Origin of the sequence: Nocardia sp. NPDC057353, from assembly GCF_042667085.1 — a bacterium.
Classification (GTDB): Bacteria; Actinomycetota; Actinomycetes; order Mycobacteriales; family Mycobacteriaceae; genus Nocardia.
Genome location: NZ_JBHVAK010000090.1, coordinates 1 through 18,301, shown reverse-complemented (window position 1 = coordinate 18,301; position 18,301 = coordinate 1). Strand labels below are relative to the sequence as shown.

At 70.7% G+C, this 18,301-nt stretch carries 17 protein-coding genes, 1 tRNA gene and 1 other RNA gene; 9 read left to right on the top strand and 10 right to left on the bottom strand.

Going from position 1 to position 18,301, the window contains the following annotated elements:
* The first annotated feature begins 265 nt into the window (after positions 1-265).
* On the top strand, positions 266-1,078 hold the full coding sequence (locus ACFUUZ_RS29655; protein ID WP_378701971.1) for a methyltransferase domain-containing protein: 813 nt from the start codon (positions 266-268) through the stop codon (positions 1,076-1,078).
* A gap of 42 nt (positions 1,079-1,120) precedes the next feature.
* Here the strand turns inward: ACFUUZ_RS29655 and ACFUUZ_RS29650 are convergent, their stop codons facing one another.
* On the bottom strand, positions 1,121-2,410 hold the full coding sequence (locus ACFUUZ_RS29650; protein ID WP_378701965.1) for an aminotransferase class I/II-fold pyridoxal phosphate-dependent enzyme: 1,290 nt from the start codon (positions 2,408-2,410) through the stop codon (positions 1,121-1,123).
* A gap of 87 nt (positions 2,411-2,497) precedes the next feature.
* Positions 2,498-2,592: signal recognition particle sRNA small type (gene ffs / locus ACFUUZ_RS29645), an RNA gene on the bottom strand.
* 83 nt (positions 2,593-2,675) lie between these two features.
* Between ffs and ACFUUZ_RS29640 the strand changes: the two genes are divergently transcribed.
* The 3 genes from ACFUUZ_RS29640 to ACFUUZ_RS29630 all read left to right on the top strand — a co-directional run bounded on the left by ACFUUZ_RS29640 (position 2,676) and on the right by ACFUUZ_RS29630 (position 3,749).
* Positions 2,676-2,760: transfer RNA gene (locus ACFUUZ_RS29640), tRNA-Ser, on the top strand.
* Between the two features lie 158 nt (positions 2,761-2,918).
* Entirely contained in the window at positions 2,919-3,233 is a 315-nt protein-coding gene (locus tag ACFUUZ_RS29635) for a hypothetical protein (RefSeq protein WP_378701963.1), read from the top strand.
* Positions 3,234-3,275: 42 nt separating this feature from the next.
* Positions 3,276-3,749, top strand: a complete 474-nt coding sequence (locus tag ACFUUZ_RS29630) for a GNAT family N-acetyltransferase (protein ID WP_378701961.1) — start codon at positions 3,276-3,278, stop codon at positions 3,747-3,749.
* Here ACFUUZ_RS29630 and ACFUUZ_RS29625 read toward each other — a convergent pair whose 3' ends face one another.
* Together ACFUUZ_RS29625 and ACFUUZ_RS29620 are read right to left on the bottom strand one after the other, a co-directional pair.
* Positions 3,750-5,219, bottom strand: a complete 1,470-nt coding sequence (locus ACFUUZ_RS29625; RefSeq protein WP_378701959.1) for a hypothetical protein — start codon at positions 5,217-5,219, stop codon at positions 3,750-3,752.
* Between the two features lie 118 nt (positions 5,220-5,337).
* Positions 5,338-5,523: a DUF397 domain-containing protein gene (locus tag ACFUUZ_RS29620; protein WP_378701969.1), complete on the bottom strand. Its 186-nt coding sequence runs from the start codon at positions 5,521-5,523 to the stop codon at positions 5,338-5,340.
* Between the two features lie 438 nt (positions 5,524-5,961).
* On the opposite strand from ACFUUZ_RS29620, the gene ACFUUZ_RS29615 reads away from it, so the two are divergent.
* The 3 genes from ACFUUZ_RS29615 to ACFUUZ_RS29605 are packed head-to-tail and all read left to right on the top strand — an operon-like array spanning position 5,962 to position 8,132.
* Positions 5,962-6,444 (top strand): DUF309 domain-containing protein, encoded by a 483-nt coding sequence (locus ACFUUZ_RS29615; protein ID WP_378701957.1) that lies wholly within the window; start codon positions 5,962-5,964, stop codon positions 6,442-6,444.
* Entirely contained in the window at positions 6,441-7,364 is a 924-nt protein-coding gene (gluQRS, locus tag ACFUUZ_RS29610; RefSeq protein ID WP_378701955.1) for a tRNA glutamyl-Q(34) synthetase GluQRS, read from the top strand. The genes ACFUUZ_RS29615 and gluQRS overlap by 4 nt, the downstream gene beginning before the upstream one ends.
* Before the next feature lie 45 nt (positions 7,365-7,409).
* On the top strand, positions 7,410-8,132 hold the full coding sequence (locus tag ACFUUZ_RS29605) for an RDD family protein (RefSeq protein ID WP_378701953.1): 723 nt from the start codon (positions 7,410-7,412) through the stop codon (positions 8,130-8,132).
* 63 nt (positions 8,133-8,195) lie between these two features.
* Here ACFUUZ_RS29605 and ACFUUZ_RS29600 read toward each other — a convergent pair whose 3' ends face one another.
* A complete protein-coding gene (locus ACFUUZ_RS29600; RefSeq protein WP_378701951.1) occupies positions 8,196-8,774 on the bottom strand; it encodes a DUF4190 domain-containing protein in 579 nt (192 codons plus the stop codon).
* Positions 8,775-8,803: 29 nt separating this feature from the next.
* On the opposite strand from ACFUUZ_RS29600, the gene ACFUUZ_RS29595 reads away from it, so the two are divergent.
* Positions 8,804-9,562: a queuosine precursor transporter gene (locus ACFUUZ_RS29595; protein WP_378701949.1), complete on the top strand. Its 759-nt coding sequence runs from the start codon at positions 8,804-8,806 to the stop codon at positions 9,560-9,562.
* Here ACFUUZ_RS29595 and tgt read toward each other — a convergent pair.
* The 5 genes from tgt to ACFUUZ_RS29570 form a co-directional block, all read right to left on the bottom strand.
* Positions 9,547-10,818 carry a tRNA guanosine(34) transglycosylase Tgt gene (gene tgt / locus ACFUUZ_RS29590; protein ID WP_378701947.1) on the bottom strand — a complete coding sequence of 424 codons (1,272 nt, stop codon included), beginning with the start codon at positions 10,816-10,818 and terminating at the stop codon, positions 9,547-9,549. The genes ACFUUZ_RS29595 and tgt overlap by 16 nt on opposite strands.
* 26 nt (positions 10,819-10,844) lie before the next feature.
* Positions 10,845-12,752: an ABC transporter ATP-binding protein gene (locus tag ACFUUZ_RS29585; RefSeq protein WP_378701967.1), complete on the bottom strand. Its 1,908-nt coding sequence runs from the start codon at positions 12,750-12,752 to the stop codon at positions 10,845-10,847.
* A gap of 79 nt (positions 12,753-12,831) precedes the next feature.
* Positions 12,832-14,565, bottom strand: coding sequence for an ABC transporter ATP-binding protein (locus ACFUUZ_RS29580; RefSeq protein ID WP_378701945.1), 1,734 nt, complete (start codon positions 14,563-14,565; stop codon positions 12,832-12,834).
* Positions 14,566-14,611: 46 nt separating this feature from the next.
* Entirely contained in the window at positions 14,612-15,070 is a 459-nt protein-coding gene (locus ACFUUZ_RS29575) for an RrF2 family transcriptional regulator (protein WP_378701943.1), read from the bottom strand.
* Positions 15,071-15,154: 84 nt separating this feature from the next.
* Complete coding sequence (locus ACFUUZ_RS29570) at positions 15,155-15,748, bottom strand: TetR/AcrR family transcriptional regulator (RefSeq protein WP_378701941.1); 594 nt, start codon at positions 15,746-15,748, stop codon at positions 15,155-15,157.
* 215 nt (positions 15,749-15,963) lie between these two features.
* Here ACFUUZ_RS29570 and ACFUUZ_RS29565 point away from each other — a divergent pair, with 215 nt between their 5' ends.
* On the top strand, positions 15,964-18,261 hold the full coding sequence (locus tag ACFUUZ_RS29565; protein WP_378701939.1) for an MMPL family transporter: 2,298 nt from the start codon (positions 15,964-15,966) through the stop codon (positions 18,259-18,261).
* The last annotated feature ends 40 nt before the right edge of the window (positions 18,262-18,301 follow it).

Here is an 18,301-nt window from a genome sequence, read left to right as displayed (position 1 = left end):
AGTCTCGGTGCTGTGGGCGTTGCTGCGCGACCATCGGATATTCACCCCCGCTCCACCGGTCGCGCTCCCGGCTTGACAACTTCATTGAGACTCCTCGATCGGGGCGGGCGCCCCCATCATCGCACTCCGCGGCGCAGCGAATCTCCGGTGACCCACCTCACAAACCGGCCGCGCGCGATCATCACGCCCCACGTAGGCTCGCCCCATGCCTCAGACGACGCCCCTGCCACAGCCGACGGCGCCACAGACGGACGGGAAGCACGCCATGGACACCGACGGGTTGCGACCGGATCGATTCGACCGCGAAGGGCACGACCAGCTGGTCGACGTCCGCGACCTGCAAGCCGCGCTGCCCGGCATCCACCGGCTGCGCACCTGGGCGCACGAAGCGCTCGCGCTCACGCCTGGCGAGCGCGCGGTGGACATCGGCTCCGGCACCGGCTCCGAGGTCTTCGCCTTCGCCGACGCGGTCGGCCCCACCGGCTCCGCGATCGGCGTCGAGCCGGACCAGAACCTGCTCGCCTCGGCGCAGCGCAGGGCCACCGAGCTCGGCGCGCACGCGGAGTTCCACCCCGGCGACGCCTACGGCGTCCCGTTCCGCGCCAACTCCTTCGACGCGGTGCTCTGCGAGCGGGTCTTCCAGCACCTGACCACCCCGCTGCGCGCGGCCAGGGAGATCGAGCGGGTACTGCGGCCCGGCGGCCGCGCGGTGGTGATGGATGTCGACTGGGGCACGGCGATCCTGCACCCCGGCGCGCGGGACATCACCCGCGAGGTGATCGAGACGCTCCTCAGCAACACCACCAACCCGCTCTCCGGGCGCAGGCTCCCCGGGCTGCTCACCAGGGCCGGGCTGGAGATCGACGACATCGGCTCGCACGCGCTGGTGCAGGAGCGGGCGGCCGCGGCGGGCTCGCTGGTGACCCGGATCTCCGCCATGGCGGTGGCCCGCGGCCGGATCACCGAAGCGCAGCGTGCCGAGCTGCTCGCCGAGCTGGCCCGCGGTGCGGAGACCGGCGACATCCACCTCTCGGTGACCATGTTCGCGGTGCTCGCGCACAAGCCGGAAGGCCGGTAGCGGGTCGCGCGGGCGGCGGATGCGCTCCGCCGCCCGCCTGCCTCACTTGCCCAGGTGCTTCTCGGTGGCGGCCAGCAGGACGCAGGTGGCCAGCCCCTCCATCGCCTGCTCCAGCTCGGGCAGCCCGGGGAAGCTGGGGGCGATCCTGATGTTCCGGTCCTCCGGGTCCCGCTTGTACGGGAACGCCGAACCCGCTGCGGTGAGCGCGATCCCGGCATCCTTCGCCAGCGCGATCACCCGCGCCGCGGTGCCCTCCAGCACGTCGAGGCTGATGAAGTAGCCGCCCTTGGGCTCGGTCCAGGACGCCACCTTCGAGGCGCCGAGCCGGTCCTCGAGGATGCGCAGCACCAGCGCGAACTTGGGCTCCAGGATCTCCCGGTGCTTCTGCATGTGCGCCCGCACCCCGTCCGCGTCGCCGAAGAAGCGCAGGTGCCGCAGCTGGTTGATCTTGTCCGGGCCGATGCTCTTCTTCCCGGCGTGCTTCAGGTACCAGTCCAGGTTCGCCGTCGCGGCCCCGAAGAAGCTGACCCCGGCACCGGCGAAGGTGATCTTGGAGGTGGAGGCGAAGACCAGCGGGCGGTTCGGGTTTCCGGCCGCCGCGGCCAGGCCGAGCACGTCGAGCACCGGCGCCGCGGTGTCGGTGAGCGGGTGCACCGCGTACGCGTTGTCCCACATGATCCGGAAGTCCGGCGCCGCGGTCGGCATCGAGACCAGCTCGCGCGCAACCTCTTCGGCGAAGACGACGCCGGTGGGGTTGGAGTAGTTGGGGACTGCCCACAGCCCCTTGATCGCCGGGTCGGCGGCGACCAGCTCGGCGATGCGGTGCGTGTCGGGGCCGTCCGGGCCCACCGGCACCGGGATCATCTCGAAGCCGAGGCTCTCGGTGATGGCGAAGTGCCGGTCGTAGCCGGGGCTGGGGCAGAGGAACTTCAGCACCGGCTCGGCGGCCCAGCGCCGCTCGGAATCCGGGGTGCCGTAGAGCATGGCGAAGACCAGCGCGTCGTGCATGATCTCCAGGCTGGCGTTGTTGCCCGCGATCAGGTTCGCGACCGGAATGCCGAGCAGCTCACCGAAGATCGCGCGCAGCTCGGGCAGGCCGTGCTGGCCGCCGTAGTTGCGGCAGTCGGTGCCGGAGCCGTCCCGGTAGTCGCCGTCGCCGGGCAGGGTGAGCAGCCGCGCGGAGAGGTCGAGCTGCTCGGGAGCGGGCTTGCCGCGGGTGAGATCCAGCGTGAGCTTCTCGGTCTGGAGCTTGGCGTAGTTCGAGGTCTGGGTCTCGTGCTCGGACACCAGTTCCTCGTGGCTCATCAAACCGATCTGCGTTTGCCGGGACATCCTGAAGCAGCCTTTCGAGCAGCGTAGGGGGGTGGAAGCGCCGCTCACGTTACTCGAGACCGGCGCCGGATGGGTGCCGAGAGAGGTTGTAGGGGACCCCGCGCACCCGGCAGAGCCCGTTGACCCTTGCTGCCTTCCGGCCCTGGGGGAGTTCACAGGATGCGCGCCGCGCGGGATCCGTCGGCCAGTGTAGCGGCACCGGTCCGCCGCGACCCAATTCGGGGCGGTTTGGGCCGTCCCGGCCTCGTTCGCTATGCTGCTGCACGGAGGATTCGCCTAGTGGCCTATGGCGCTCGCCTGGAACGCGGGTTGGGTTAACGCCCTCAGGGGTTCAAATCCCCTATCCTCCGCATCGGCCCGGGCCGGGAACTACTGTTCCCGGCCCGGGCCTTTTCCGTGCCGGGGATCTGCCGCCCAAGTGCCCCCGAATTCCCCGCTCATTCGGGCTTACACCGCGCTCTTCCACCTGATAAGTTAATGATAATTCTTCCAGCAGAGGAGCGCATCGATGCGTACTAGCCTTCGTCTCACCGCCGCCGGGATCGCGGCGGCAGCCCTGGTCGGAACCGCCTCCGCAGCGGTGGCGGCACCGCTGGAGCCTGCCCCGGCGCCGGTCGCCGAGAACAGCTACAGCACCGGCTCCTCCGGCGCGGACAGCGCGAACAACGCCCTGCGCACCGGGCAGCACCTGATCCAGCAGGGCAATGTCATCGGCGTCCTGGTGCTGCTGGTCACCGCGCCGTTCAAGGTCTTCACCGACGGCGTCTGCGACCTGGCGGCGGGCTCCAGCCTGCCCAACCCGTGCGTGCCGCGGGTCTGGTAATCCGCTTGCGGTAGCGGCGCCGGGCCGGTCACGCTGGCCCGTGTGCCGGATATCGCGCTGCAGCCGCTGACCGAGGGCAACCTGCCCGCGCTGCTCGCGGCGGCGGTCGCCGGGGCCGACCCGCTCGAGGTCATGGCTCCGGTGCCTGGTCCCGCCGGGTGGACGGCGGAGCGGCGCGCCGCCTTCCTCGCCTTCCACCGCGGCCGCGGGCTGGCGGCCGAGCCGGTCGAGCTGACCTACGTCGTCCTGCTGCGGGGCGCGGTGGTCGGGGCGGCTCGGTTGCAGCCCGCGGGGGCCGGTGAACTCGAGACCGGCATCTGGCTCGCCCGCGACGCGCGCGGCCGCGGAGTCGGCCGGGCGCTGGTCACGCTGCTGCGCGCGGCGGCGGAGCAGGCGGGCGCAGCGCGCATGATCGCCACGACGACCCCGGAGAACGCCGCCGCGCGCGGACTCATGGCAGGCGCCGCCGTCCGGCTCGCGGACGGAGCCGTGCTCGGCACCTGGGAGTTGGGCTGATCAATCCCCGTGCGCGGCGCCGACTTCGGCCACCGCCGCGGCCATGATCTCCAGATACCGATCCGGGTCCGGCATGGCCGCCGGGTCGGCGTGCACCGACAGGGTGACGGTGTCGCCGAGGCCGTGCACGCCGTGCGTGACGTGCATGACGCTGCCGAGCGCGGGGAAGCCGCAGCTCCAGTGCACCGCTCCCCCGCCGAAGCTCAGGTCGGCGGGGCCGCGGTGCACGCTGGAGACGACGGTGTGCCCGGCGATCTCGCTCGGCACGGCATCCGGGTACCGCTCGACATCCCGGCGCAGCAGCGCCGCGGGCAGCACCGCGGTCACCCGGTCCTGCGCCAGCAGCAGCGGGTGTGCCGCGCGGGCGCGGCGCGCGGCGAGCTCGCCCGCGATCAGCGCCGAACGTTCCCGCAGCTCCGGCACGCCCGTGTGCAGTTCGATGCCGACGCTGCGGTAGTTGTTCCGCCCGCCCGCGCCCGCCGGGATCGCCACCGGCACCTGCGCCCCGAGCCGCTCCCCTCGATGCCCGCGCTCGGCGAGGTACCGGTCGAGCGCCACCGAGATCGCGGTCAGCGCGAGCACGGTCACCGTGCGGTCCGGCGCCCGCAGCGCCACCGCGGGCAGCACCAGCACGCGCGCGACATGCCCCGCGAGCGGTGCCGACGGATTCAGCGGCCCCGGCCGGAACCCCGGCCCCGGCGGCGGAATCTCCCCCGCCGCGGTCCGCGCCGCCAACTCGCGCCGCGCCCGCGCCGCGCCGACCCCGCGCACCACCGTCGCCCCCACCCGCCACGGAAACTGCACCACCCCGGCCACCGCCCGCAGCGCATCGGTCGCGTGCAACGCGCCGAGCGCCGCAGCCCGGTGCACGGCACGGAGCACCCCGCCCGCGGCCATCGCGCCGGAGACTCCGGTCCCGGGGCAGGCGCGGAGCACCTTGCCGCCGAGTACCGCGCTCAACGCACCGGTTTCGGAGGCGACCGGAGCCGGCTCCCGCGCGCCGAACAACGCGCGCGCGATCCGCGCGGCACCCCGCCCGTCGACCAGCGCGTGCGACACCTGCAGCACGGCGACGAGCGCGGAATCACCGGTGACACCTGTTCCAGGAACACCGCGTACCCCGCGGAAGACGTGCAGCCGCCACGGAAACTCCGCGGCCTCGACCCTCGTGCCGAGCAGCACCCCGAGCTCCCGCGACACCGCGTGCCAATCGGCATCGGGAATCTCATGTTGCCGGAATTGTTCTGAATGGAATTGTGAGGCCGTCCAGAAGGGCTGGTTCAGCTCGCCGGGCGTCCGGCGGAGGCGAACCGCGAGTTCCGGGATCCGCGCACTGCGCCGCGCGATGAATTCGCGCAGTTCCGCGCCGGGAAGCCCGGCATCGGTGAAACAGTAGAGCAGGAAGAGATCGGTGGGGCCGCGCGCCGAGAGCCAGTACATCGTCGCGTCCTGCGCCGCCAGCGATTCCACCGGGGAGAGGCTACCCGCGCCGATACGGAGTGCCGGCGCGGGCTATCGGGGCGGGACGCGCGAAGGCCCCGAGCCCGCCGGCTCGGGGCCACCCATTCCGCTCGCGAATCCGACCGGTTCAGCCGCGACGGAATTCCGCACCGGGTAGCCCGGATAGGAACGTGGTCCAGTCACTCCGGGCGAAGGCCAGTACCGGGCCACGCCCACCGGCCTTGCTGTCCCGGACCGCTACGTTGCCGTCGACCAGAAATGCGACTTCCACGCAGTTCCCGTCGGGCCCACTGTAACTACTCTTCCGCCACACAGCGCCGGTTGTATCAACCTCCACGGCACTAGCTCCTTTGCTGCGTCGAGAACGATAATTCCTGAGTTCGTTCACGGCACCGGGCTTCGCACATGCGGAAACCCAGGTACGTCAATTAGTTGATGGTGTAGAACATCCCCAGTGCGTCGCGAGTGCACTGTTCGACTAGGTGAGAACCACCTCGGTCGGGGCCGGCCCCGTGCTAGACAGTAGCAGGTCCGCCGAAAAATTGCTCTCCTCTTACCTATTCGGTTCGGTTCCTGCGCCGAGCCGTGCAGTTCGAGATGTTGCGCGATCATTGCCGAGCGCCCCGAACCATTACCCGGCAACGCTCGAAGTCTACAGACAAACACGGCGTGATTTGTTCGTGATCGTTCATTTTTAATCCGGTCGGATGACCGATCCGGGCAACAGGGCGCAGGCGTGGATGATGGACGGATGCACGACCGCGAACGAGATGCCGAGGGCAGGGCGCGCAACGCCAGGCCCCGCGACAGCTTCGGCCGACCGCTGCCGCCGGGCAGCGCGGGGGTGCCGCGGATCCCGGACGACCTCGACCTCCCGCCGGACCGCACGCTCGGCTACGCGCAGCAGCTGCTCGACGACGGCCTCGCCTTCAACGCGCACGAGGTGCTGGAGGCCGCCTGGAAGAACGGCCCCTTCGCCGAGCGGCAGCTCTGGCAGGGGCTGGCCCAGCTGGCGGTGGGGCTGACCCACATCCAGCGCGGCAACCCCAAGGGCGCGCGCACCCTGCTGCTGCGCGCCGCCGAGCGGCTCGCGCGGTACGAGCCGGAGCCGGGCGGCGAGCACGGCGTCGACCGCGCCGGGCTGGTCGCCCACGCCAACGCGCTGCTCGACCGGCTGGCCGCGGGTGCCGCGATCGGGCCGGACGAGCTGCGCCCGGCGCTGCGCGGGCGATGAACGCCGTCCAGCCCGGAGCCGGGCGCTACGCCCCGAGCCCCTCCGGCGACCTGCACCTCGGCAACCTCAGGACCGCCGTGCTGGCCTGGCTCTTCGCCCGCTCCACCGGTCGCCGCTTCCTGCTCAGGATGGAGGACCTGGACCGGGTGCGGCCGGGCGCCGCCGAGCGCCAGCTCGCCGACCTGCGCGCCATCGGCCTGGACTGGGACGGCGATGTCATCAGGCAGTCGGAGCGGCTGCCGCGCTACCGCGCCGCGGTCGAGCGACTGACCGCGGCCGGGCGCACCTACGAGTGCTTCTGCACCCGCAGGGAGATCCAGCAGGCGGTGAGCGCGCCGCACGCACCGCAGGGCGCCTACCCCGGCACCTGTCGCGCGCTGTCGGCCGCGCGCCGCGCCGAGCTGCGCGGATCCGGCCGACCCGCCGCGATCCGGCTGCGCGCCGAGGTCGCCGAGTTCGAGATCGACGACGAGCTGCACGGCCGCTACCGCGGCGCGGTGGACGACGTGGTGCTGCTGCGCGGGGACGGCGTGCCCGCCTACAACCTCGCGGTGGTGCTCGACGACGCCGCGTCCGGCATCGACCAGGTGGTGCGCGGCGACGACCTGCTCTCCTCGGCGCCGCGACAGGCGTATCTCGCCGACCTGCTCGGCTTTCCGGTGCCGCGCTACGCCCACGTCCCGCTGGTGCTCAACACCGAGGGGCAGCGGCTGGCCAAGCGCGACGGCGCGGTGACGCTCGCCGATCGGCGGGCGCTCGGCGATTCGGCGGAGCGGATTTTCGCGCTGCTCGTCGCTTCCCTCGGCCTCGAAGGGCGTTCCCCCGCCGCTGTGCTGGCCCGATTCGACCCCGCGCGGTTGCCGCGCGACGCATGGACACTGGACCCGAATAGGTTGTCGCCAGCGAGCGAATGTCCGTAACGTACGCACTCGACCCGATCTACTGATCACGGACGAGGACACAATATGACGAGCGGTGGGTACGACCCCAACCAGTATCCGCAGGGCGGGCAGCCGTATGGGCAGCAGTACCCGCAGGGCGGCGGCCAGCAATACCCCCAGCAGGGCGGCGGCCAGCAGTACGGCCAGCAGCCCCAGTACGGCCAGCAGGATCCGTACGGCCAGCAGCAGCCGCAGTACGGCCAGCAGCCCCAGTACGGGCAGCAGCCGCAGTACGGCCAGGACCCGTACGGCCAGCAGCCCTACCCGCAGACCGGCCAGCAGCAGTACGGGCAGCAGCCCGGCTACACCGGCCCCGGCCAGCCGGGTGACCTCGGCATCCGCATCGTGGCCAGGATCATCGACAACCTGATCGTCGGCATCCCGGTCGCCATCATCGCCGCCATCATCGGCTACGACAACATGGTCGGGCAGTTCATCGCGGGCCTGCTGGTGGCGCTCGCGGGCATCGCCTACTTCGTCGCCCTGGAGACCTCGCAGGGCGCGACGCTGGGCAAGAAGATCTTCGGCCTCAAGGTGCTCGCCCCCGGCGGCGCCGCCAAGATCGACCCGCAGACCTCGGTCAAGCGCAACCTGTTCATGCTGGCCAACGTGATCCCCTGCGTCGGCGGGCTGATCTCGCTCGGCCTGATCATCTACATCATGGTCACCATCTCGAACGATCCGAACCGTCAGGGCTGGCACGACAAGTTCGCCGGCGGCACCCAGGTCGTCAAGACCGGGCAGTAGGCAGCGGAACGAGACGAGGGGCGCCCCCACTCCGGTGGGGGCGCCCCTCGCGCGTTTCTCCGGTCAGGGTGACCCGACGAGCGCGATCACGAACCACACGACGGTCAGCACGATGCCGCCCGCCCCGATCCAGATGCCCGCCAGCGCCATGTTGCGGCCGTCCTGGCCGCCGCGCTCCTTGATCTGGTTCAGCGCCATGACGCCGAGCACGATGCCGATGATCGAGCCGACGCAGGTGCAGAGCCCGACCAGCGAGACCACCAGCGAGGCGATCGCCATGCCGTTGGTGCCCGGGTGCGGGTAGCCGTAGGGCTGGTACCCGCCGCCGGGGTAGCCCTGCGGGCCGTAGCCGGGGCTCGGCTGCTGCCCGTACGGCTGCGCGGTCGGTTGCTGCGGGTAGCTGGGGTACGACGGCTGGCCGGGGTAGGACTGCTGGCCCGCGTACGGCTGCTGCGGCTGGCTCTGCGGCTGCCCGTACTGCTGCTGACCGTACTGCTGCTCCGGCTGCTGCGGCGCCGACGGGTATCCGGGCTGGTCGGAGGTCGGCTGCTGCGGCACCGAGCTCTGCGCGCCGGAGTCCGGCGACACGCCCTGGCCGCCGTACTGCTTCCACCACTCGTCGGAATCGCCGGGATTCGTCATGGCTACAGCGTATTCCACGACCTGGTTTGATGAGGTGCGTGACCGATTCCAGCAAGCTCGACGAGCACGACGGGTCTGGGCGCCCCGTGTCCGACGCTGTGGCATACGCCCAGGCGGCACGGGGCTACTACACCCCGATCGTGGCGCTCTTCGCCACCACCCTGATCATCTCCAATATCTGCGCCACCAAGGGCGTCGAGTTCTTCGCCGGGTCGTCGCTGACGCTCGGCCCGATCCAGCTGCTGCCGATCGTCACCGACGGCGCCTTCTTCCTCTTCCCGCTCGCCTACATCGTCGGCGACGTGCTCAGCGAGGTGTACGGCTTCCGCGCCACCCGGCGCGCCGTGCTCTACGGCTTCGCCGCGCTGCTGCTCACCGTCGCCTGCTTCGCCATCGCGATCCGGCTGCCCGCCGCCGGGTTCTACGAGCACCAGGAGGCGTTCCGCACCGTCATCGGCACCACGCCGCGGCTGGTGCTCGCCGGGCTGGCGGGCTACCTGGTCGGGCAGCTGTTGAACTCCGCAACGCTGGTGCTCATCAAGGAACGCACCAGGGAGAAGTACCTGTGGGCCCGGTTGATCGGCTCCACCGTGGTCGGGCAGTTCGCCGACACGCTGATCTTCTGCGCCATCGCGGCCGGTGCCATCGGCATCGAGACCTGGCAGCAGTTCGTGAACTACCTGGTGGTCGGCTTCCTCTGGAAGACGCTCTGCGAGGTGCTGGTGCTGCCGATCACCTACCGGGTGATCGCCTTCCTGAAGCAGCGCGAGGACTACGGCCCGCGGTGAACCGCGGGGGCGGCTCCGCCGCGGGCCGCCCTCCCGGTCCCCCACCGGCCCAGCGTCTCCGCGCGGAACGCCCCGAAGCTGCCGTCGACGAGGCTCGCCCGGATCCGGTCCAGCAGCCGCACGGTGAAGCGCTCGTTGTGCACCGTGCAGAGCGTGGCGGCGAGCATTTCCTTCGCCTTGAACAGGTGGTGCAGGTAGGCCCGGGTGTAGTGCGCGCAGGTGTAGCAGTCGCACTCGTCGTCGATGGGGGTGAAGTCGCGGCGGAACCGGCTGGTGTTGATGTTGTACCGGCCGTCCGGGTGGTAGACGGCGGCATTGCGGGCCACCCGGGACGGGTTCACGCAGTCGAAGGTGTCGGCGCCGTTCTCGACCGCGGCGAAGAGGTCCTCCGGCTCGCTGATCCCGAGCATGTGCCGCGGGCGCTCCTCGGGCAGCTCGTCGCAGCACCAGCCGACGATGGTGCCGAGCTTCGCCTTCTCCAGCGCGCCGCCGATGCCGTACCCGTCGAACTCCGAGCCGTCGGCGCCGCGCAGCGCGGCCAGCTCGCGGCAGGCCTTGCGCCGCAGGTCCTCGTACTGCGCGCCCTGGATCACGCCGAAGAGCGCCTGGTACGGCCGGTGCGCGCGCTGCGCGGTGAGCCGCTCGTGCTCGTCCAGGCAGCGCTGCGCCCAGCGGTGCGTGCGGGCCAGCGCCTCCTCCTGGTAGCGGCGGGTGTTCAGCAGCGTGGTCAGCTCGTCGAAGGCGAACATGACATCGGCGCCGAGCTGGTGCTGGATCCCCATGGAGACCTCGGGGGTGAAGCGGTGCGCCGAGCCGTCCAGGTGCGAGCGGAAGGTGACGCCGTCCTCGTCGACGGTGGCCAGCCGCTCCTTGCCCGGCGCGATCACGTCGTCGCTCTGCACGGTCACCGCCTCCATGGCGAGCACCTTCTTGAATCCGGCGCCGAGCGACATCACCTGGAAGCCGCCGCTGTCGGTGAAGGTCGGGCCGCGCCAGTTCATGAAGGCGCCGAGCCCGCCTGCCTCGTCCACGATGTCCGGGCCCGGCTGCAGGTAGAGGTGGTAGGCATTGGCCAGCAGCGCCTGCGACCCCAGCTCCGCCATGGTCTCCGGGAGCACCGCCTTGACCGTCGCCTTGGTGCCGACCGGGATGAAGGCGGGGGTGGCGATCTCGCCGTGCGGGGTCGAGATCACCCCGGCCCTGCCGTGTTTCCCGTCCAGGCGGGCATCGATGCGGAACGAGAAGTCGGCGGCCACGCCGCCCATCCTCGCAGGCGCCCCGGTCACGCCTCCGCGGTGGCCGCCGCGAACTGGGCGTTGTAGAGCCGGTAGTAGGCGCCGCCGCGCTCCAGCAGCTCGTGGTGCGTCCCCTGCTCGACGATGGTGCCCCGCTCCATGACCACGATCAGGTCGGCATCCCGGATGGTGGAGAGCCGGTGCGCGATCACGAAGCTGGTGCGGTCCCGGCGCAGCGCCGCGGTGGCCTGCTGCACCAGCAGCTCGGTGCGGGTGTCGACCGAGCTGGTCGCCTCGTCCAGGATCAGGATGGACGGCTTGGCCAGGAAGGCGCGCGCGATGGTGATGAGCTGCTTCTCGCCCGCGCTCACCCCCGACCCCTCCTCGTCGATCACGGTGTCGTACCCGTCGGGCAGCGCGTGCACGAAGCGGTCCACGTAGGCGGCGCGCGCGGCCGCCAGGATCTCCTCCTCGCCTGCGTGCTCGTTGCCGTAGGCGATGTTCTCCCGGATGGTGCCGCGGAAGAGCCAGGTGTCCTGCAGCACCATGCCCATGCGGGAGCGCAGCGCATCGCGGGTCATGGTGGTGATGTCGTCGCCGTCGATCCGGATGGCGCCGGAGTCCAGTTCGTAGAACCGCATGAGCAGGTTGACCAGCGTGGTCTTGCCCGCGCCGGTCGGGCCGACGATGGCGACCACGTGCCCCGGCTCGGCGACCAGCGAGAGCCCGTCCAGCACCGGCTGCTCCGGGTCGTACCCGAAGGTGACCCGGTCGAACTCGACCCGGCCCCGGCCAGCCGGCCACTGCCCGATCTGCACCGGGTCCCTACCCTGCTCCTCGGCGTCCAGGATCTCGAAGATCCGCTCCGCCGATGCCACCCCGGACTGCAGCAGGTTGGCCATGGCGCCGATCTGGGTGAGCGGCTGGCTGAACTGCCGCGAGTACTGGATGAAGGCCTGCACCTCGCCGAGCGAGAGGTTCCCCGTCGCCACCCGGATCCCGCCGACCAGCGCGACCAGCACGAAATTGATGTTCCCGAGGAACATGATCGCGGGCATGATCAGCCCGGAGATGAACTGCGCCTGGAAGCTGGAGCGGTACAGCTGCTCGTTGCGCTCGTCGAACTCCCGGCCCACCTCGGCGACCCTGCCGAAGGCGGTCACGATCTCGTGGCCGGTGTAGGCCTCCTCGACCCGGGCGTTCACCATGCCGGTGTACTTCCACTGGTCCACGAAGTGCGGCTTGGAGCGCTTCGCGATCTGCGCCGTCACCACGACCGCGGCGGGCACGGTGAGCAGCGCGATCAGCGCCAGCAGCGGCGAGATCCAGAACATCACGATGAGGATGCCGAGCACCGAGAAGACCGAGGTGAGCAGCTGGCTCATGGTCTGCTGCAGGCTCTGCGAGACATTGTCGACGTCGTTGGTGACTCGGCTCAGCAGGTCGCCGCGCGGCGCCGAGTCGAAGTAGCGCAGCGGGAGCCGGTGGATCTTCTCCTCCACGTCGGCGCGCAGCTGCTTCACCGTCCGGTTGATCACCAGGTTCAGCAGGTAGGCCTGCAGCCAGCCGAAGACCGCCGCGCCGATGTAGAGCGCGAGCACCAGCAGCAGGACGCGGCCGACGGCGTCGAAGTCGACGCCGACGCCTGGCACCGCGTTCATCGCGCCGAGCATGTCGGCGAAGGTGTCCTGGCCGCCCGCCCTGACCTGCGCGATCGCCTCGTCCCGCGTCGTCCCCGGCGGGAAGGGCAGGTTCTTGCCGACGACGCCGTCGAAGATCAGGTTGGTGGCCTTGCCGAGGATGTACGGGCCGAGGGTGTTCAGCACCACGGACACGATCACCAGCGTCACGATCGTGCCGACCAGCACCCGGTGCGGACGCAGCCGCCCGAGCAGCCGCTTCAGCGACGGCTTGAACGACTTCGCCTTGGTCTCCGGCGCCCCCGGCACCGCCATCGGCCTGGTCACAATGCCTCCTGTGTCCTGCGGGACACCCGCACCCGGTCGGCGCGGCGAGCGCGTGCGCGATTGTTACTCACCGAGCCTCCTGGGCGGAGAGCTGGCTCTCCACGATCTCGCGGTACTCCGCGCAATCCCGGAGCAGCTCCTCGTGCGTGCCGATGCCAGCCATCTCGCCGTCCTCCAGCACCACGATCTGGTCGGCGTCCCTGATCGTCGTCACCCGCTGGGCGACGATCACCACCGCGGCCCGCGCGGTCTCCGGGCGCAGCGCCGCCCGCAGCCGAGCGTCGGTGGCGACGTCGAGCGCGGAGAAGGAATCGTCGAAGAGATAGATCGCCGGCTTGCGCACCAGCGCCCGCGCGATGGCGAGCCGCTGCCGCTGCCCGCCGGAGACGGTGGTGCCGCCCTGCGCGATCGGCGTCTGCAGCCCCTGCGGCATCTCCCGCACGAAGTCGGCGGCCTGCGCCACCTCGAGGGCGTGCCAGAGCTCGTCCTCGGTGGCGTCCGGCTTGCCGTAGCGCAGGTTCTCCGCGACGGTGCCGGTGAACAGGTACGCCTTCTGCGGCACCAGCCCGATCTGCTCGCGCAGCACCGCCGGGTCCAGCTCCCGCACGTCGGTGCCGCCGACCCGCACCGCGCCGTCGGTCACGTCGATGAGCCGCGGAATCAGGTTGACCAGCGTGGTCTTGCCAGCGCCGGTCGAGCCGACGACGGCGGTGGTCGTGCCCGGCGCCACCAGGAACCGCACCCGGCAGAGCACCGGCTTCTCCGCGCCGGGGAAGGCGAACTCGGCGTCGCGCAGCTCGATGGTGGCCGGGTCGCCGCGGAAGGGAAGGGCGGTCGCGGGCGCGGTCACCGTGGACTCGGTCGCCAGCACCGCCCCGATGCGGTCGGCCGAGACCGCGGCGCGCGGCGCCATCATGGCCAGGAACGAGGCCATCATCACGGCCATCAGGATCTGCATGATGTAGGAGAGCAGCGCGGTCAGCGAGCCGATCTGCATGGCGCCGGACTCCACCGCGTGCCCGCCGAACCAGATCACCCCAACCGCGGTCACATTGCTGATCAGCATGACCGTCGGGAACATCAGCGCCATCAGCCGCCCTACCCGCAGCGAGGCCGCGGTGAGCAGGTCGTTGGCGACCTCGAAGCGCGCGGTCTCCTGCCGCTCCCGGACGAAGGCGCGGACCACCCTGATCCCGGTGATCTGCTCGCGCAGCACCCGGTTCACCCCGTCGATGCGCTCTTGCATCTGCCGGAACCCGGGGACCATGAAGGCCACGATCACGCCCATCGAGATGCCGAGCGCGGGCACCGCGATGAGCAGCAGCCAGGAGAGCCCGAGATCCTCGCGCAGCGCCATGATGATGCCGCCGACGCACATGATCGGCGCCATCACCAGGATGGTCGCCGACATCACGATCAGCAGCTGCACCTGCTGCACGTCGTTGGTGTTCCTGGTGATCAGCGAGGGCGCGCCGAACTGCCCCACCTCGCGCGCGCTGAAGGTGCCGACCCGGTGCAGCAGCGCGCCGCGCATGTCCCGGCCCGCGCCCATGGCGGCCTGCGCGGCGAAGTACACCGAGACCGCGGAGGCCACGATCTGCACGCCGGAGACCGCGAGCATCCACAGCCCGGTGGTCCAGATGTAGCCGATATCGCCCTTGGTGACGCCGTCGTCGATCAGATCCGCGTTCAGGCTCGGCAGGTAGAGCATGGCGATGACCGAGATCAGCTGGAGCACCACCACCGCGGCGAGCTGCCTGCGGTAGGGGTGGAGACGGGCGCGAAGCAGTCCGATCAACATGATGTTGTGGAGGCTACCGGGTGTCCGGTACGGCGTCGCCGGCTTTTCAGCGCCGCGCCCACGCCCCGGGATCAGCTGTCAGCGAAACCACGAAGCCGGGCAGGTCGTCGGCGGCGATATCGGCGATCGAGACGTTCTCCAGTACCGCTCTGATGTTGACCCGCAGCGCGATCCACACCTGCTGCAGCGCCTCGGCCGCGCCGGTGTATTTCACGTTCTCCGGCCGCTGCCCGCGCACCGAGGCGAGCGGGCTCTCCACCGCGCGGATCACGTCGGCCACCGAGATCTCGGTGGCCGGGCGGGCCAGCCGGTACCCGCCGTCCGGGCCGCGCCTGCTGGTCACCAGGTCGCCGCGGCGCAGCTCGCCGAGGACCGTCTCCAGCACCTTGGGCGGGATCTGCTGGGCGGTGGCGATGGCATCCGCCTTCACCGAGCCCGCGGCCGGGTCGCGGGCGATCTCGAGCAGCGTTCGTACCGCGTAGTCGACCCTCGCGGTGATGTGCACGGCTGGCTCCTGGCTTCGGCGATCGTCGGGTTCGCCGGAGAATCTACGCGGTGCGCGGGGCGAATCCGCCCGCGCCGGAACGGCTCACCGGTCCGCGAAGCCGTCGAGCACGGTCACGGCGCAGTCCAGCAGGATGCCCTCCACCAGCTCATCCGGGGCACCGGGCGCGTACTCGGTGCTCACCAGCGCCACCGTGATCACCTCGAGCGCCGCGACGGCGCGCAGTTTGGACTCGTCGGTCGGCACCGGCCCGGCCAGCCACCCCCGGAGCTGCTCGGTGCTGTCGACCCAGTCCGGGTAGCGGTCGTTGAGCGCGTTGATGATGGCGACGGTGTCGCGCAGCAGCAGCGCGCCCGCGTGCCGGTGCCGGACTATGCCGCGCAGGTAGTCGCGGAGCACGGTGCGCACGCTCGCCCCCGACCACCTGATGCCGTCGACCTCGGCGGCCATCGAGCGCATGTGCTCGATGATCGGGTCGATGATCGCCCCTAGCAGATCCTGTTTCGAGGCGTAGTGATAGTAGAGGGAGGCCTTGGTGATTCCCACCACATCGGCCACCTCGCGCAGGCTCGTCTGCTCGAAACCCTTGGCCCGGAAGAGCTCGAGCGCGGCATCGCGAATCGCGTCCTTGGTGCTGCTACCTGCGCTGACGGTGGTGCCCGTGCTTCGGCTCTGCATCTGTTCGGTCCTTTCCCGGCTGGGTACACGGTGCACGTACCCCGCGCCGACGGTGTTGTCGCACCCGCCGACCGGCGGTTAGTCTACCTACCGCACGGTAGGCAGAGAGCGTTTTGTGGAGGCGGGGCCCGTGGCGGCCCCGCGGGTGCTGTCTACACCGGTGCCCTACACACCGCTCGACTCAGCGCGCCCAGTCATCGTCAGGAGATACCCTCGTGTCCGTACTTCTCTACCGGTGGGGAAAGTTCGCTTTCCGCCGTAAATGGATAGTGCTCCCGGTCTGGCTCATCCTGCTCGTCCTGCTCGGCGGCATCGGCGGTGCGCTGAGCAAGCCGATGACCGACGACTTCAGCCTGCCCGGCCTGCCGTCGGAGCGGGCCACCGAGATCCTGGACAAGCACTTCCCCGGCGCCTCGGCCGCCTTCGACTTCGAGGCCGTCACCGGCACCTACGTGATCGGCGCGCCGGAGGGGCAGAAGCTCACCGACCCGGCGAACCGGGCCGCGGTGGAGGCGTTCATCGCCAGGCTGGGCGAGCTCGGCATCGTCGACAAGGCCAAGCCGCTGGTCGACCCGATCGCCGCCGCCGAGCAGCTGGGCTGCCTCACCGACCGCAACCCGTCGACCTGCAGCTCGGCGCCGCTGAACGTGCTCAACCAGGCGAATCCCGACTCGGTGGCGATCCTGAACGTGCCCTTCGGCATCGCCAAGTTCTCCGACATCACCCCCGAGGACCGCTCCGCCGCGTACGACGTCGCGGGCGATGCGCGGGCGGCCGGGCTGGCCGTCGAGCTGAGCGGCTCCATCGCGCAGGAGCCGGAGATGCCGAGCGGCAAGTCCGAGCTGATCGGCATGGCGGTGGCGCTGGTGGTCATGATCGTGGCCTTCGGCGCCATCGTGGCGGCCTTCGTCCCGATCCTCACCGCGCTGGTCGGGCTGGGCGCCGCGACCTCGCTGATCATGGTCGGCACCAACTTCATCAACATGCCGACCTTCACCGTCTTCCTGGCCTCGATGATCGGCATCGCGCTCTCCATCGACTACGCGCTCTTCATCGTCTCCCGCTACAAACACGAGATCGGCGTGCAGGATTCGCCGGAGGAGGCGGCCGGGACCGCGCTCGGCACCGCGGGCTCCGCGGTGGTCTTCGCCGGGCTCACCGTGCTCATCGCACTGGCCGGGCTGAGCATCGTCGGCGTGCGGTTCCTGACCTTCATGGGCCTCGGCGGCGCCATCGCCGCCGCCTTCGCCGTGCTCACCGCCATCACCCTGATGCCCGCGCTGCTCGGCGCCTTCGGCCGCTTCCTCTTCAAGCCGAAGATCCCGTTCGTCGCCAAGCACGACACCGAGGACGAGTCGGTGGTCACCATCGGCACCAGGATCGCCCGGGTGATCGCCAAGGCGCCCGCGGTCACGCTGCTGCTCAGCATCGTGCTGCTCGGCGCGCTGGCCGCCCCCGCGGCCGGGCTGCAGCTCGGGCTGCCCGGCGAGGACAGCATGCCGCGCGACACCACCGTGCGGAAGGCCTACGAGCTGCGCACCGAGGGGTTCGGCGAGGGCAGCAACGGCATCCTGAACGTCGCCGTCGACCTGGAGAACGTCCCGGCCGAGCGGCGCGGTGCCGCGCTGGCCGCGCTGCAGGAGCGGCTCGGCTCGTACGAGGGCATGGACTACGTGACCTCGCCGCAGCGCAGCGAGGACGGGCTCGGCGCGCTGATCGACGGCGTCCCGAAGGCGGGCCCGAACGACCAGGCCACCAAGGACCTGGTCGCCGAGGCCAGGAACGCCGAGGCGGAGCTGCAGAGCGAGTTCGGCATGGAGTACGGCATCACCGGCTCCACCGCCATCTACGCCGACATCGACCACGTACTGCTCAGCAAGATCGCGCCGTACCTGGCGATCGTCGCGAGCGCCGCCTTCGTCCTGCTGATCCTGGTGTTCCGCTCGATCCTGGTACCGCTCACCGCGGCGCTCGGCTTCCTGCTCTCCATGGCGGCCACCTTCGGCGCCACGGTGCTGATCTTCCAGGAGGGCGCGCTCGGGCTGATCGAGGATCCGGGGCCGATCGTCAGCTTCCTGCCGATCATGCTCATCGGCCTGGTCTTCGGCCTGGCCATGGACTACCAGGTCTTCCTGGTGACCCGGATGCGCGAGGAGTACGTGCACGGCAAGTCGCCGGTGGAGGCCATGATCAGCGGGTACCACCACGGCGCCAGGGTGGTGGTGGCCGCGGCGATCATCATGATCTCGGTCTTCGGCTCCTTCATGCTGGAGTCGAACGCGGTGGTGAAGTCCATGGGCTTCGCGCTGGCGGCGGGCGTGCTGTTCGACGCCTTCGTGGTCCGGATGATCGTGATCCCGTCGCTGCTCGCCCTGCTCGGCAAGTGGGCCTGGTGGATGCCCGCCTGGCTGGACCGGATCCTGCCGGACATCGACGTCGAGGGCGCCAAGCTCTCGGCGCTGCGCGAGCAGCGCGCCGCGGCGGAGAACAAGGAACCGGCCCCGGTCTCCTGACCGCACCGGCCCGCGGCGGCCCCGCACCCGTTCCCGGGTG

What these genes read in the sequence shown, in the direction of transcription:
- ACFUUZ_RS29655 (WP_378701971.1), top strand. Translation starts at nt 266, where the DNA reads ATGGACACCGACGGGTTGCGACCGGATCGATTCGACCGCGAAGGGCAC.
- ACFUUZ_RS29635 (WP_378701963.1), top strand. Translation starts at nt 2,919, where the DNA reads ATGCGTACTAGCCTTCGTCTCACCGCCGCCGGGATCGCGGCGGCAGCC.
- gluQRS (WP_378701955.1), top strand. Translation starts at nt 6,441, where the DNA reads ATGAACGCCGTCCAGCCCGGAGCCGGGCGCTACGCCCCGAGCCCCTCC.
- ACFUUZ_RS29595 (WP_378701949.1), top strand. Translation starts at nt 8,804, where the DNA reads ATGAGGTGCGTGACCGATTCCAGCAAGCTCGACGAGCACGACGGGTCT.
- ACFUUZ_RS29605 (WP_378701953.1), top strand. Translation starts at nt 7,410, where the DNA reads ATGACGAGCGGTGGGTACGACCCCAACCAGTATCCGCAGGGCGGGCAG.
- ACFUUZ_RS29570 (WP_378701941.1), bottom strand. Translation starts at nt 15,748, where the DNA reads ATGCAGAGCCGAAGCACGGGCACCACCGTCAGCGCAGGTAGCAGCACC.
- ACFUUZ_RS29580 (WP_378701945.1), bottom strand. Translation starts at nt 14,565, where the DNA reads ATGTTGATCGGACTGCTTCGCGCCCGTCTCCACCCCTACCGCAGGCAG.
- ACFUUZ_RS29600 (WP_378701951.1), bottom strand. Translation starts at nt 8,774, where the DNA reads ATGACGAATCCCGGCGATTCCGACGAGTGGTGGAAGCAGTACGGCGGC.
- ACFUUZ_RS29585 (WP_378701967.1), bottom strand. Translation starts at nt 12,752, where the DNA reads ATGGCGGTGCCGGGGGCGCCGGAGACCAAGGCGAAGTCGTTCAAGCCG.
- ACFUUZ_RS29650 (WP_378701965.1), bottom strand. Translation starts at nt 2,410, where the DNA reads ATGTCCCGGCAAACGCAGATCGGTTTGATGAGCCACGAGGAACTGGTG.
- ACFUUZ_RS29615 (WP_378701957.1), top strand. Translation starts at nt 5,962, where the DNA reads ATGCACGACCGCGAACGAGATGCCGAGGGCAGGGCGCGCAACGCCAGG.